11 protein-coding genes are annotated in these 14053 nt (G+C 71.6%); 5 read left to right on the top strand and 6 right to left on the bottom strand.

What is annotated here, in order from left to right; all coding sequences use genetic code 11:
• Nucleotides 1-7 precede the first annotated feature (7 nt).
• On the top strand, nt 8-898 hold the full coding sequence (locus tag ACZ56E_RS16545) for a 2-hydroxy-3-oxopropionate reductase (protein WP_471214697.1): 891 nt from the start codon (nt 8-10) through the stop codon (nt 896-898).
• Between the two features lie 175 nt (nt 899-1073).
• Nucleotides 1074-2531, top strand: coding sequence for a catalase (locus tag ACZ56E_RS16540; protein WP_471214695.1), 1458 nt, complete (start codon nt 1074-1076; stop codon nt 2529-2531).
• A 419-nt stretch (nt 2532-2950) separates the two neighbouring features.
• Here ACZ56E_RS16540 and ACZ56E_RS16535 read toward each other — a convergent pair whose 3' ends face one another.
• Both ACZ56E_RS16535 and gcl read right to left on the bottom strand, forming a co-directional pair.
• Complete coding sequence (locus ACZ56E_RS16535) at nt 2951-3529, bottom strand: YdeI/OmpD-associated family protein (RefSeq protein ID WP_468602155.1); 579 nt, start codon at nt 3527-3529, stop codon at nt 2951-2953.
• An 80-nt stretch (nt 3530-3609) separates the two neighbouring features.
• Nucleotides 3610-5397 (bottom strand): glyoxylate carboligase, encoded by a 1788-nt coding sequence (gcl, locus tag ACZ56E_RS16530; protein WP_471214840.1) that lies wholly within the window; start codon nt 5395-5397, stop codon nt 3610-3612.
• Between the two features lie 639 nt (nt 5398-6036).
• Here gcl and ACZ56E_RS16525 point away from each other — a divergent pair.
• A complete protein-coding gene (locus ACZ56E_RS16525; protein ID WP_471214693.1) occupies nt 6037-6411 on the top strand; it encodes a hypothetical protein in 375 nt (124 codons plus the stop codon).
• On the opposite strand, the gene ACZ56E_RS16520 is transcribed toward ACZ56E_RS16525, so the two are convergent.
• Nucleotides 6398-7588 carry an MFS transporter gene (locus tag ACZ56E_RS16520; RefSeq protein ID WP_471214838.1) on the bottom strand — a complete coding sequence of 397 codons (1191 nt, stop codon included), beginning with the start codon at nt 7586-7588 and terminating at the stop codon, nt 6398-6400. The two genes, ACZ56E_RS16525 and ACZ56E_RS16520, sit on opposite strands and share 14 nt — an antisense overlap.
• Nucleotides 7589-7882: 294 nt before the next feature.
• Here ACZ56E_RS16520 and ACZ56E_RS16515 point away from each other — a divergent pair, with 294 nt between their 5' ends.
• Entirely contained in the window at nt 7883-8470 is a 588-nt protein-coding gene (locus ACZ56E_RS16515) for a GNAT family N-acetyltransferase (protein WP_471214692.1), read from the top strand.
• Here the strand turns inward: ACZ56E_RS16515 and ACZ56E_RS16510 are convergent.
• Both ACZ56E_RS16510 and ACZ56E_RS16505 read right to left on the bottom strand, forming a co-directional pair.
• On the bottom strand, nt 8424-10055 hold the full coding sequence (locus ACZ56E_RS16510) for an AMP-binding protein (protein WP_471214690.1): 1632 nt from the start codon (nt 10053-10055) through the stop codon (nt 8424-8426). The two genes, ACZ56E_RS16515 and ACZ56E_RS16510, sit on opposite strands and share 47 nt — an antisense overlap.
• Nucleotides 10052-11734, bottom strand: coding sequence for an AMP-binding protein (locus tag ACZ56E_RS16505; protein ID WP_471214688.1), 1683 nt, complete (start codon nt 11732-11734; stop codon nt 10052-10054). The genes ACZ56E_RS16510 and ACZ56E_RS16505 overlap by 4 nt, the downstream gene beginning before the upstream one ends.
• Before the next feature lie 120 nt (nt 11735-11854).
• On the opposite strand from ACZ56E_RS16505, the gene ACZ56E_RS16500 reads away from it, so the two are divergent.
• A complete protein-coding gene (locus ACZ56E_RS16500) occupies nt 11855-12799 on the top strand; it encodes a response regulator transcription factor (protein ID WP_471214687.1) in 945 nt (314 codons plus the stop codon).
• A gap of 40 nt (nt 12800-12839) precedes the next feature.
• Here ACZ56E_RS16500 and ACZ56E_RS16495 read toward each other — a convergent pair whose 3' ends face one another.
• Nucleotides 12840-14015: a winged helix DNA-binding domain-containing protein gene (locus tag ACZ56E_RS16495; protein WP_471214685.1), complete on the bottom strand. Its 1176-nt coding sequence runs from the start codon at nt 14013-14015 to the stop codon at nt 12840-12842.
• Nucleotides 14016-14053: the final 38 nt, after the last annotated feature.

Here is a 14053-nt window from a genome sequence, read left to right as displayed (position 1 = left end):
CACCCTCATGAGCAACCTTCCCAAGATCGCATGGATCGGCCTCGGCATCATGGGCTCCCCCATGTCCGAGAACCTGATCAAGGCGGGTTACTCCGTCACGGGCTACACCCTGGAGCAGGACAAGCTGGACCGCCTGGCCGCGGCCGGCGGCACCGCCGCGAAGTCCATCGCCGAGGCCGTCAGGGACGCCGACGTCATCGTGACGATGGTGCCCGCGTCGCCGCAGGTCGAGGCCATCGCGTACGGCCCGGACGGCATCCTGGAGAACGCGAAGTCGGGCGCGCTGATCGTCGACATGTCGTCGATCACCCCGCAGACCTCCGTGGACCTCGCCAAGGCCGCCAAGGAGAAGGGCCTGCGCGCCCTGGACGCCCCGGTGTCCGGCGGCGAGGCCGGCGCCATCGAGGCCGTGCTCTCCATCATGGTCGGCGGCGAGCAGGCCGACTTCGACGAGGCCAAGCCGCTCCTCGAAGCCCTCGGCAAGACCATCGTGCTGTGCGGTCCGCACGGCTCGGGCCAGACCGTGAAGGCCGCCAACCAGCTCATCGTCGCCGTCAACATCCAGGCGTGCGCCGAGGCCGTGGTCTTCCTGGAGAAGTCCGGCGTGGACCTCAAGGCCGCGCTCGACGTCCTCAACGGCGGCCTCGCCGGCTCCACCGTGCTGACCCGCAAGAAGGACAACTTCCTGAACCGGGACTTCAAGCCCGGCTTCCGGATCGACCTGCACCACAAGGACATGGGCATCGTCACCGACGCCGCCCGCAACGTCGGTGCCGCCCTGCCGGTCGGCGCGGTCGTCGCCCAGCTGGTCGCCTCGCTGCGCGCCCAGGGCGACGGCGGCCTCGACCACTCCGCCCTGCTGCGCTCCGTCGAGCGCCTCTCGGGCGCCGAGCTCTAGCCCTTCCCGAGCTCCCTCGAACTTCCGGGCCGCGGTGGCGCTGACACCTGTCCTGTCGCGCCCAGGCGCCGCCGCGGCCCGGAACCCCATCATCAACTTCAACAAACTGTTGACGTAGCAGTTCAGGGGTCCTTACGCTCCGAACACCTCAGCAGTCACAGCACGGAAGGTCACGATGTCGAAGCGCGTGCTTACGACCGAGTCCGGCGCCCCCGTCGCCGACAACCAGAACTCCGCCACCGCCGGCGTCGGTGGCCCGATCCTCCTGCAGGACCAGCACCTGCTGGAGAAGCTCGCCCGCTTCAACCGTGAGCGCATCCCGGAGCGTGTGGTGCACGCCCGCGGCTCCGGCGCGTACGGCTACTTCGAGGTGACCGACGACGTCACCGGCTTCACCCACGCCGACTTCCTGAGCGAGATCGGTAAGCGCACCGAGGTCTTCCTGCGCTTCTCGACCGTGGCCGACAACCTCGGTGGCGCGGACGCGGTCCGTGACCCCCGTGGCTTCGCGCTGAAGTTCTACACCGAAGAGGGCAACTACGACCTCGTAGGCAACAACACGCCTGTCTTCTTCATCAAGGACCCCATCAAGTTCCCCGACTTCATCCACTCCCAGAAGCGCGACCCCTTCACGGGCAAGCAGGAGCCGGACAACGTCTGGGACTTCTGGGCGCACGCCCCCGAGGCCACGCACCAGATCACCTGGCTGATGGGCGACCGCGGCATCCCCGCCTCGTACCGCCACATGAACGGCTACGGCTCGCACACCTACCAGTGGACGAACGCCAAGGGCGAGGCCTTCTTCGTCAAGTACCACTTCAAGACGAACCAGGGCATCCGCTGCCTCTCCTCGGAGCAGGGCGCCGAGATCGCGGGCAAGGACGCGAACTCGCACCAGACCGACCTGCTCCAGGCCATCGAGCGGGGCGTGAACCCGTCCTGGACGCTGCACGTGCAGATCATGCCCGCGTCCGAGGCGGCGGACTACCGCTTCAACCCGTTCGACCTCACCAAGGTGTGGCCGCACAAGGACTACCCGCTGCAGCGCGTGGGCCGCCTGGTCCTCGACCGCAACCCGGACAACGTCTTCGCCGAGGTCGAGCAGGCCGCGTTCTCCCCGAACAACTTCGTTCCGGGCATCGGCCCCTCCCCCGACAAGATGCTCCAGGGCCGCCTCTTCGCGTACGCGGACGCGCACCGCTACCGCCTCGGCGTCAACCACACCCAGCTCGCGGTGAACGCCCCCAAGGCGGCCAAGGCCGACAACTACGGCCGCGACGGCCTGATGGCGTCCAACGCGTACGGCCGCGACCGCAAGAACTACGAGCCCAACTCGTACGACGGCCCGGTCGAGACCGGCCAGCCGCTGTCGGCGCCGCTCGCGATCGCCGGCTACACCGGCACGCACGCCGCCCCGACCCACACCAAGGACGACGACTTCTTCCAGGCCGGTGAGCTCTACCGCCTGATGTCCGAGGACGAGAAGTCCCGTCTGGTGGCGAACATCGCCGGCGGCCTCTCGCAGGTCTCCCGCGACGACGTCATCGAGAAGAACCTCGCCCACTTCCACGCCGCCGACGCCGACTACGGCAAGCGCGTCGAGGAGGCCGTCCGCGCCCTGCGCGAGGACTGAGCGAGCGGTAACTCCCAGGCTGCGCCGGTGGGTTGACGGGAGGTCGACCCGCCGGCGCTGAGCCCGCGCCGACGTCACGGACCCGGATGAGGGGTGGTACGTGACGCGGCCGGGCAGGCACGGTCCGCGGCGGCTCTGTGAGCCAGTGCGGTGGTCAAGGTCCGGCGGATTCCCTCTCGACCTGAGGGAGGGGAACCCACGGTCCATCACAACCGCCGCGGTCCCGTCCGACCCCTTCGGGGGCCACGAACTCCGTCCGGCAGCGCGTATGCATGTTCCGCCAGTCGCGCGCCGTCGGACGGGCACAACGCAGGAGATCCCACGGCCGGAGCGCCGGGTACGGACGGTCCCGTACCCGGCGCTTCTCCGTGTCACCGGCCTTCCCTGTCACCGGACTTCCGTGTCACCTGGCCTCCGTGTCACCGGACCTTCTCGCCCGCCTCCAGGGTCGCGATCATCCGCTCCAGGCGGGCCGCCCGGGTGGCGGGCTTCTTCGCCGTCATCAGGCGGTGCAGGACCGTGTACCGGTCGGACCTGCCGAGCGCATCGAAGGTCCGCCGCGCCGCCGGGCTCGCCGCCAGGGCGGCGCTCAGGTCGTCCGGCACGGTGGCGGTGCGCTGCGACGCGTACGCCGCCTCCCAGCGGCCGTCCGCCTGGGCCGCGGCGACCTCGGCGAGGCCCGGCGCGCGCATCCGGCCCTCGGCGGTGAGCTCCGCGACGCGGTCGATGTTCACCTGCGACCACAGGCTCCGTGGGCGGCGGGGCGTGATCTTCTGGAGATAGTGGACGTCGTCGTACGCCTTGCGGTGGCCGGTGATCCAACCGTGGCAGAGCGCGGCGTCGTTGACCTCCGCGGCCGTCACGGAGGCCACCCCCGTCCCCTTCTTGGCGAGCTTCACCCAGACCCCCGGCGAGTCGCCGTGATGCCGCTCCAGCCAGGCCGCCAACTGCGGTTCGTCGACACAGAACATGACCTTCAGGCCATCCGGTGAGTCCATCCGGCCACGCTACGGCACGGTCCGCGCACGCCGAAGGGGCGGTCCACCCCCCTCGGATGGACCGCCCCTGTCGGGTGGCGTCAGACCTTCAGCGGCCGGATCGCCGTGGGCGCGTGGCCCGGCTCCGTCGCGATCTCCTCGAACTCCTTGACCGCGCTGATGTCGGCGGTGGGGCTCATCGAGATGTTCGTGATGCGCTCCAGGATCGCCTCGACGACGACCGGCACCCGGTGCTCCGCCGCGAGCTTCTTGGCCTGCTCGAAGGCGGGCAGGAGCTCGTCGGGCTCGGTGACGCGGATCGCCTTGCAGCCGAGGCCCTCGGCGACCTTGACGTGGTCGACGCCGTAGACACCGAGTTCCGGGGAGTTCTGGTTCTCAAACTCCAGATTGACCTGGAAGTTGATGTCCAGGCCGATCTGCGCCTGGCGGATCAGGCCGAGGTAGGCGTTGTTGACCAGGACGTGGACGTACGGGATGCGGTGCTGCGCGCCGACCGCCAGCTCCTCGATCATGAACTGGAAGTCGTAGTCCCCGGAGAGGGCGACGACCGGGGTCTCCGGGTCGGCCTTGGCGGCGCCGAGCGCGGCCGGGATGGTCCAGCCGAGCGGGCCGGCCTGGCCGCAGTTGATCCAGTGCCGCGGCTTGTAGACGTGCAGCATCTGCGCGCCCGCGATCTGGGAGAGGCCGATGGTGGTGACGTAACGCGTCTCGGGCCCGAAGGCCTTGTTCATCTCCTCGTAGACCCGCTGCGGCTTCATCGGCACGTTGTCGAAGTGCGTGCGGCGCTGCAGCGTCTCCTTGCGCTTGAGGTGGGAGGCGACCCACTCCGAGCGGTCGGGCAGCTCGCCGGCGGCCTTGAGCTCCTTCGCGACCTCGACGAAGAGCTCCAGGGCGACCTTGGCGTCCGACGCGATGCCGTAGTCGGGCGCGAAGATCTTGCCGATCTGGGTCGGCTCGATGTCGACGTGCACGAACTTGCGGCCCTGGGTGTAGACGTCCAGCTTGTAACCGGTGTGGCGGTTGGCCCAGCGGTTGCCGATGCCGAGGACGAAGTCCGACTCCAGGAACGTCGCGTTTCCGTAGCGGTGGCCGGTCTGCTGGCCGACCATGCCGGCGTTCAGGTCGTGGTCGTCCGGGATGGTGCCCCAGCCCATCAGGGTCGGCACGACGGGCGTGTTGGTGAGCTCGGCGAACTCGACGAGCAGGTCGCTCGCGTCGGCGTTGATGATGCCGCCGCCCGCGACGATCAGCGGGCGCTCGGACTCGACCAGGAAGCGGATCGCCTTCTCGATCTGGGCGCGGGTCGCGGCGGGCTTGTAGACCGGCAGCGGCTCGTACGTCTCCGGGTCGAACTCGATCTCGGTCTGCTGGACGTCGATGGGCAGGTCGATGAGGACCGGGCCCGGGCGGCCCGAGCGCATCAGGTGGAAGGCCTGCTGGAAGACGCCGGGGACCTGCGCGGCCTCCAGGACCGTGACGGCCATCTTGGTGACCGGCTTGGCGATCATGGCGATGTCGACGGCCTGGAAGTCCTCCTTGTGCAGGAGGTGCGTCGGGGCCTGGCCGGTGATGCAGAGGATCGGGATGGAGTCGCCGATGGCGGAGTACAGGCCGGTGATCATGTCGGTGCCCGCCGGACCCGACGTACCGATGCAGACGCCGATGTTGCCCGGGTTGGACCGGGTGTAGCCCTCGGCCATGTGCGAGGCGCCCTCGACGTGGCGGGCGAGGGTGTGGTCGATGCCACCGCCCTCCTTGAGCGCCTTGTAGAAGGGGTTGATCGCGGCGCCCGGCACACCGAACGCGTTGACGACGCCTTCGCGCTTGAGGATCTCAACTGCCGCGCGGGCAGCGGTCATACGAGCCATGGGGTTCTCCTGCTTCGACAGCTTCGACAGCTCTTCGGCTGCCGGATACGGCTGGCGGATCCGGCTCCCGTCGCGCCCCGCGGTGAGCTTCTGTTTCCGCATTGTGGAAAGTTAGTTCTGCTATATGGAAGCAATGTAAGCGGGTGGGCCGGAGACCGTCAAGAGACATCCGCGGACCGTCTCCTCAACTGGCGGTCGCCGGGCATTCCTTGGGTGGAGGATGGGGAGGGAGGGCAGGGCGTGGGCGGCAGGCGGCGGGCGGTGGTGACGATGACGGACGGTGATGTGCCGGTACGGTGCCCGGACTGCCGGCGCGAGCATCGGTACGCTCCCCCGGCCTATCCCTGCGCGTGCGGCGCCCCGGTGGTCCCGCCGCTGGCACCCGGCGCGGCGGCCTCCCGCGTGACCGACCGGGCCTGGGCGGACGAGTGGGTCACGGTGCGGTGCGGGTCCTGCGGGGAGCGGAGCCAGTGGCCCCAGCCGGAGCTGGGCTGCGCCTGTGGGGCGGTGCTGCGGGTTCCGGTGGTGGGCGGGGCGGGGGAGGGTGCGGGTGCGGGCGCGGCAGAGGGGACAGGAGCAGGAGAGGGGGCGGGGGCGGGGGTGCGTGGTGGCCCGCGGGGTCGGCCCGCCTTTCGGCCGGTGACCATCCGGGACGCGCGTGACATCGTGACCGTGGTCGCCCTGTATCTGCGGTGGCTCGGCTATCCGGACACGCGGAGCGCCGCGCGGCGCCCGCCCTCCGGGGCCCGGATCTCCGCGCGCGGCATGCTGGCTCAGGTCGAGCCCGCGCCGCGGCCCGTCACCCTGCGGGACATCGAGTGTCTGTGGCTGACCGCCATGACCGAGGCCGGTGCCACCCCCGTCGCCTGCGCCTTCTTCTCCCTCTGCGGATACACGGTCGGCGCCGGGGCCGGCGCGGACACCCTCGGCGTACCGCTGTTCACCATGGATCTCACCGGCACGCCGCAGCCGGTCAACAGCGCGGCGGACGAGCTAGTCGCTAAGGGGGCGTGACGGCGCCCGGGCCCGCGCCCCCACGGTCCGCCCCGCGCAGGTGGACCAGGTGGCGGGCGAGCGCCAGGGCCGCGAGCAGCGCCACGAGCCCGCACACGCCCGACCAGCCGAAGGTGCCGAAGGCGTGCACCGAGAGCCAGGAGCCAACACTGCCTCCCAGGTAGGCGCACGTCATGTACGCCGTGTTGAGCCGGGCGCGCGCCTCGTCGCTGAGCCCGAAGATCCGCACCTGGTTGGCGACCGTGCCCGACTGCATCGCCACGTCGAGCAGCAGCGACCCCACCGCGAGGGCCGCGAGTCCCGGCACCCCGCCGAGACCGCCGGCGAAGAGGACGGCGGACGCGGCGAGGACGGCGACGATGCAGACGAGGTTGACCGCGTCGGAGCCCTGGCGGTCCACCTGCCGGCCCGCCACCGGCGTACAGATCATGGTCGCGGCGTTGACCAGGGCGAGCACGCCGACCGCCGACGCACCGAGCCCGTACTCGGGACCGGTGAGCAGCAGCGCGACGCCGGTCCACAGGGCGGAGAACCCGCCGAAGATCATCGCCTGGTAGAAGCCGGAGCGCCGCAGGTCGGGCTCGGTGCGCAGCAGCCGGAGCGTTTCGAGGAGCAGCGCGGGGTAGCGCTGCCGGGACGGCGCGGTCGACCTCGGCAGCGCGCGGGCCAGCACGCACGCGATGAGCAGCGCGACGGCGGACGTCATCAGATAGGGGGCGCGCCACCCCAGCCACTCCCCCACCGTGCCGCCGAAGACGCGCGACAGCAGCATGCCGCCGATCGACCCGCTCAGGAGCGTGCCCGCGACCGCGCCGCGGCGCTCCGCGGGGACCAGGCCGGCCGCCGTCGGCGCGATGACCTGGGCCACGACGGTGGTGACGCCCACGAGGACGCTCGCGCCGACCAGCGGCGAGATACCCGGCGCGGCGCCCGCGCCGAGCAGGCCGAGTCCGGTGAGCGCGAGGAGCGTGACGATGAGGGTCCGGTACGGGACGCGGTCGCCGAGAGGTACGAGGAGGAAGATGCCGCCGGCGTAACCGAACTGGGTGGCCGTGACGACGAGCGCCGCCGTGTCGGCCGACACGTGCAGTCCGTCGGCGACCAACGGGCTGACGGCCTGCGGGAAGTAGACGTTTCCGACGGCGACGCCGCAGGTGACGGCGAGCAGCAGGACCATGCCGCGGCTCAGGCCGGGCGGACCCGGCGTACCGGCCGATCCGGCGACGACCGCTCCGGGGGCGCCTCCGGAGACTTCGCCGGAGACCTCGGCGGAGGCCTTTCCGGCGCCACCGGCCTCCCCGCCCCCGGCTCTCTCGGGGCCACCGGCCTTGGACAGGCGCACGCTCACCTCACGCGATCGGCAGACGGGCTGACCTGGAGCACAAGTACCCGGATCGGCACACGGACCGGCCTACGATCGCCGGTCCGCCCCCACCCGCACAAGGGATTTTGGCCGGGGCATACTCGCCGCATGCGCATCCGCCCCGTCACCGCCACCGAACTGCCCGCGCTCCAGGACATCGAGCGCGCCGCGGGCGAGCCGTTCCGTGCGCTCGGCATGGCCGCGATCGCGGACGACGAGCCGCCCGCCGCCGAGGAGCTGGACCGGTTCCGCCGGGCCGGCCACGCCTGGGCCGCCGTCGACGAGGGCGACGCCCCGGTCGCGTACCTGATCGCCGAGCCCCTCCCCGACGCCGAAGCGCTCCACATCGAGCAGGTCTCCGTGCACCCGCGCGCGGCCCGCCGCGGCGTCGGCCGAGCCCTCATCGACCACGCGGCGGAGCGGGCGCGCGCGGAGAGGGCGAGGGCGCTGACCCTGACCACGTTCGCCGACGTCCCGTGGAACGCCCCGTACTACGCCCGCATCGGCTTCCGCCCGCTCGCGGAGAGCGACCTCACTCCGGCGCTGCGGAAGATCCGCGCGCACGAGGCGGAGCTCGGCCTAGACCGGTGGCCCCGCCTCTGCATGTCCCGCGACCTCTACGCGACCCGGGACGACCTCGCTCCCCGCCTCACTCCTCGCCCGGCTCCCCGCCCCGCTCCCCGAACCGCTCCCTGAGCTCGATCTTGCGTACCTTTCCGGAGACCGTCATCGGGAAGGAGTCCAGGACGCGCAGGGCCGCCGGGATCTTGTAGTGGGCCAACTGCCCGCGACAGTAGGACTGGAGCTCCTCCAGCGTCAGTACGTCGGCGGGGTCCCGCAGGATCACGCAGGCCAGCGGCACCTCCCCGTACCGCTCGTCCGGTACGCCCACCACCTGCACGTCGGCGACCTTCGGGTGGCGGTACAGGAACTCCTCGATCTCCCGGGGGTAGATGTTCTCGCCGCCCCTGATGATCATGTCCTTGATGCGGCCGACGATCTGGACGTAGCCGTCCTCGCGCATCACCGCGAGGTCACCGGTGTGCATCCAGCGCCCGGCGTCGATGACCTCGGAGGTCCGCTCGGGCTCGTTCCAGTAGCCGAGCATCACGCTGTAGCCGCGGGTGCGGAGCTCACCGGAGGTGCCGCGCGGCACGGTCACGCCGGTCGCCGGGTCGACGACCTTCACCTCGACGTGCGGCAGGACCCGGCCGACCGTGCCGGTGCGCCGCTCCAGGTCGTCGTCGCGGCGCGTCTGCGTGGAGACGGGCGACGTCTCGGTCATGCCGTAGCAGATGGAGACCTCCGCCATGTGCATCTCGGCGACGACCCGCTTCATCACCTCGACCGGGCAGGGCGAGCCCGCCATGATGCCGGTGCGCAGCGAACTCAGGTCGTACGTCGCGAAGTCGGCGAGGTTCAGCTCCGCGATGAACATCGTCGGCACCCCGTACAGGGAGGTGCAGCGCTCGCGCTCGACGGCGTGCAGGGTGGCGGCGGGGTCGAAGGACGGTGCGGGGATGACGATGCACGCGCCGTGCGAGGTGGCGCCGAGGTTGCCCATCACCATGCCGAAGCAGTGGTAGAAGGGGACGGGGAGGCAGACCCGGTCCTGTTCGGTGTAGCCGACCGTGCGGCCCACCCAGTAGCCGTTGTTGAGGATGTTGTGGTGGGAGAGCGTGGCCCCCTTGGGGAAGCCGGTGGTGCCCGAGGTGTACTGGATGTTCACCGGGTCGTCGCAGCTCAACTCGGCTTCACGGGCGGCCAGTTCCGCGTCCGTGACCGATGCGCCGGCCGCGAGCAGCGCGTCCCAGGAGCCGTCCCCGATGTAGTGGACGGCACGGAGCCCCGGACAGCGGGGCCGCACCTCGTCGACGAGCGCGCGGTAGTCGCTGCTCTTGTGGGCCTGCGAGGCGACGAGGACGGAGACGCCCGCCTGCTTGAGCACGAACTCCAACTCATGGGCTCGGTAAGCCGGATTGATGTTCACCATGATGGCGCCGATGCGCGCGGTGGCGTACTGCACGAGCACCCACTCGGCACAGTTCACCGCCCAGATCCCGACGCGGTCCCCCTTGGCGACGCCCGCCCCGATGAACCCGCGCGCCAACTCGGCGACGGCGGCGCCGAACTCGGCGTACGTCCACCGCGTGCCCGCGGCGACATCCACAAGCGCGTCCCGCTCCGGCCAGGCCGCCACGGCCCGGTCGAGGTTCCGCCCGATGGTGTCACCGAGCAGTGGCGTGCCGCTCGTGCCGTGCGCGTAGGACAGGTCACTCATCGGAAGTCCTCCTCGCGGTACTCGGCGTCCGAGCCCGCGGCGGTCGCCTCGCGCAGCTCGATGCGGCGGATCTTGCCCGACACGGTCTTGGGCAGCGCACCGAACTCGATGCGGCGCAGCCGCTTGTAGGGGGCGAGCACCGCGCGGGAGTGCTCGAAGAGCAACTTCGCCGTGTCCGGGCCGGGTTCGAAGCCCTCGGCGAGTACGACGTACGCCTTCGGGACGGCGAGCCGCACCGGGTCGGGCGCCGGCACGACGGCCGCCTCGGCCACCGCCTCGTGTTCCAGGAGCGCGCTCTCCAGCTCGAACGGCGAGATCTTGTAGTCGGACGCCTTGAAGACGTCGTCGGCCCGGCCGACATAGGTGATGTAGCCGTCGGCGTCGCGCGACCCGATGTCACCCGTGCGGTAGTAGCCGCCCGCCATGGCCTCCGCCGTGCGCTCGGGGTCGCCGTGGTAGCCGGCCATCAGGCCCACGGGGTCCGCCCCGAGGTCGAGGGCGATCTCCCCTTCCGCCGCGCCCGGCGCGCCGGTCACCGGGTCGAGGAGTTCGACGGCGAAGCCGGGCGTGGGCCGGCCCATGGAGCCGGGCTTCAGCTCCTGCCCGGGCGAGTTGGCGACCTGGACGGCGGTCTCGGTCTGCCCGAAACCGTCGCGGATGGTGACGCCCCAGTCGCGCCGCACCTGCTCGATGACCTCCGGGTTGAGCGGCTCCCCGGCCGCGACGACCTCGCGCGGCGGGGTGCGCAGCTGCGTCAGATCTGCCTGGATGAGCATGCGCCACACCGTGGGCGGCGCGCAGAACGACGTCACACCGGCCCGGTCCATCTCCGCCATGAGCCGCCCCGCGTCGAAGCGGGCGTAGTTGTGGATGAAGACTGTCGCCTCGGCGTTCCAGGGGGCGAAGAGGTTCGACCAGGCGTGCTTGGCCCAGCCGGGCGACGAGATGTTCAGATGGACGTCGCCGGGCTTGAGGCCGATCCAGTACATCGTCGCCAAGTGCCCGACGGGGTACGACACGTGGGTGTGCTCGACGAGCTTGGGGCGGGCGGTGGTGCCCGAGGTGAAGTAGAGCATCAGCGGGTCGTCGGCGAGGGTGATGCCTTCGGGCTCGAACGCCTCTGGGGCGTCGCCCGATCCGGCGTACGGCGACCAGCCGGGGCGCTCGCCGCCCACGACGATCCGGGTGTAGTCACCGGGCACGTCGTCGAACTTCGCGGTGTCCTCGGCGCGTACGACGACGTGCCGGGCGCGGCCCCGGTCGATGCGGTCCCGCAGGTCGACGGGGCCGAGCAGCGGCGTCGCCGGGATGACGACGGCGCGCAGCTTCATCGCGGCGAGGGCGATCTCCCACAGCTCGGCCTGGTTGCCGAGCATCACGACGATGCGGTCACCGGCCCGGACACCGCCCGCCCGCAGCCAGTTGGCGACGCGGTTCGAGCGGGCGGACAGCTGCGCGAAGGAGAACCGGGTCTCCGCACCGTCCTCCTCGACGATGTGCAGGGCGGTCCTGTCATTCCCCTCGGCGATGACGTCGAACCAGTCGAGCGCCCAGTTGAACCGCTCGGGCCGCGGCCAGGCGAAGCCCTCGTACGCGGTGGCGTAGTCCTCTCGATGCCGCAGGAGGAAGTCCCGTGCGGTACGGAACTGCTCCGTGGCACTCGTCCCGTCAGTCGTCATATGCACCTCTGCTCCTCGTGCCGCCGTACTCATTGCCGGACGCTACGCGACATCGTGTAATTCGTGATGCGGGTTGCACTACCCCCGGACGGGGGTGTCGCGGGACGAGAGGGCGGATGCGTGTCGGCTGACGGCGGCGAGACGGCGGAGATGCGGACCGCCCTGCTGCGGCTGCGCCGCGGCACGGGTCTCCCGGTGGCCTTCGGCGGTCTCCTCGACGGCCCTGGCCAGGTGCGGATCGGCGAACTGAGCGGCACGGGGACGCACGCCCTGCAAGGCCTCGCCATCTCCTCCGGGAACGGCCTCGGCGGCAAGGCGGTCGCGCTCTCGCGGCCGTGCGCGGTCACCGACTACCACGGGTCGCGGCACATCAGCCACGAGTACGACACGGTGGTGGCGGCGGAGGGCCTGCGGTCGGTGCTCGCGGTCCCTGTGGTGGTACGTCGCCGGGTGCGTGGAGTCCTGTACGGCGCCCTGCGCGCGGCCCAGCCGCTCGGCGACCGGACGCTGTCGGCGGCGGTGGCCGCGGCGCGCGACGTGGAGCAGGCCCTTCTCGTACGGGACGAGGTGCGGTCGCTGCTCGCGGTGGCCCGGGGGTCGGTGGCTGGGCCGGGGGTGCCCGGCGCGGTGGCGGGGCCGGGGGTGCCCGGCGTGACGGCGGGCCCGGGGACGCCCGGCGCGGTGGCGGATCCTGGGACGCCCGGCGCGGTGGCGGACCCGGGGGCGTGGGAGCGGGTGCGTGAGGCGCACGCGGCGCTGCGGGCCCTGGCGCCGCGCATCGTGGACGCGGCGCTCCGGGCCGAACTCGTCGCGGTGTGCGGCCGGTTGGAGTCGGCGGTGACGGTCCCGGACCGCACCGGAACCCGCCCTGTCGCCCTCGCTCCCCGCGAGGTCGACGTGCTGTCCTGCGTGGCCGCGGGCGTGACGAACGCGACCGCGGCCGAGCGGCTCGGACTCCGCCCGGAGACGGTGAAGGGGTATCTGCGCTCCGCGATGCGGAAGCTGGGCGCGCACACACGCCTGGAGGCGGTGGTGGCGGCGCGGCGGACGGGGTTGCTGCCGTAGGGCCCACCCGGTTGACACCGGGCGTGATGGGCTCGCCCGGTCAGGCGTCGACGACGGCCCCGAAGCGGATGTCGTACGACGAGGACGTCTCCGCGATCCGCGTCAGCATGCGCTCCGCCTCCCGGACCAGTTCGTCGCGCTGAGCGCGCCCGGGCCGCCCGAACGGCTCGATGGTGACCACGGCACTCCCACACCCGGCGCTCCCGCTCTTCGTGTCCTCGGTCAGCCGCCACACGCCGGCAAGGAACCCGTCGAGCAGAAAGACGGAGTAGGAGTAATTCCCCTTCCAGGTACGGCCCTTGTATTCGGCGGGGACGACGCGGGACCGGTCGGCGTGCGAGAGGAGGAGGTTGTCGTACTCGGGCAGGAAGCGGGCCGGGGCAGGGGTGTCGGCGTCGGGGCGCGGCGCGTCGGGCAGGTCGAAGAGTTCGACGCCGTTCTCGTCGCGGAAGGTGACCAGCCGGGGCCGGAGCCGCTCGAAGACCTCGCGGAGCCGGGTGAGGCGGGCCCAGGTCTGCATGTCCTGGACGGAGGCGGGCCCGAAGGCGGCGAGGTAACGCAGGACGGTGCCGTCGAGGGAGGCGGCATCGGCTTCACGGCCGCCATCACCCTCACCGTCGCCGAGCCACGTCCCGAGGGTGGTGAGCGCGACCTGCCCGCTGCGCCGCCACAGCCCGCGCGGGGTGACCTGGACGAGCGGCAACGTGCAGCGGGCGGCGACGGCGAGGGACTGGGGATCGGCGTCGGGCCACCGGACGAGCAGCAGCTCGCGGAGCTGCTTCATGGTGCGGGGCTCCACTTCGACGGCCTCGCGGGCGAGCTCGGCGAGCTCGGTCAGGTCGACGCCGGCCAGCCCCGCGCGGAAGGCCGACAGCTCTCGTGCGCGCGCGTCCTGCACGAGCGGGCGCAGGGTGCGGGCGTCGGCGGCGGTGTGCAGGTGGATGGTGGAGCGCAGGGTGACGATACGGACCAGCTCGCGTGCTTCGAGGAGCGCGGAGAGCTCGGCGGGATCGAAGTGTTCGAGGCGCGCGGCGAGAGCGTAGTAGGGCGGTTTGACGTTCTGCGCCTGGAGGCCGACGAGGTGGGCCACGGCGTCCTTGACGGACAGGCCGTCCGCCCGCCGCAGCAGGAGCTGCCGCTCAAGAGTGGCCCGATTGAGGTCACGCACCCCCAGGACGGGTACGGAACCTGCCGGGACCGGTTTCGTCGTCTTCATGGCGGCACGCTAGCGCGGCCCGAGGACAGATACGGTCC

The organism is Streptomyces sp. NPDC039480, assembly GCF_055597165.1.
This window is presented reverse-complemented; position numbering and strand designations above follow the sequence as displayed.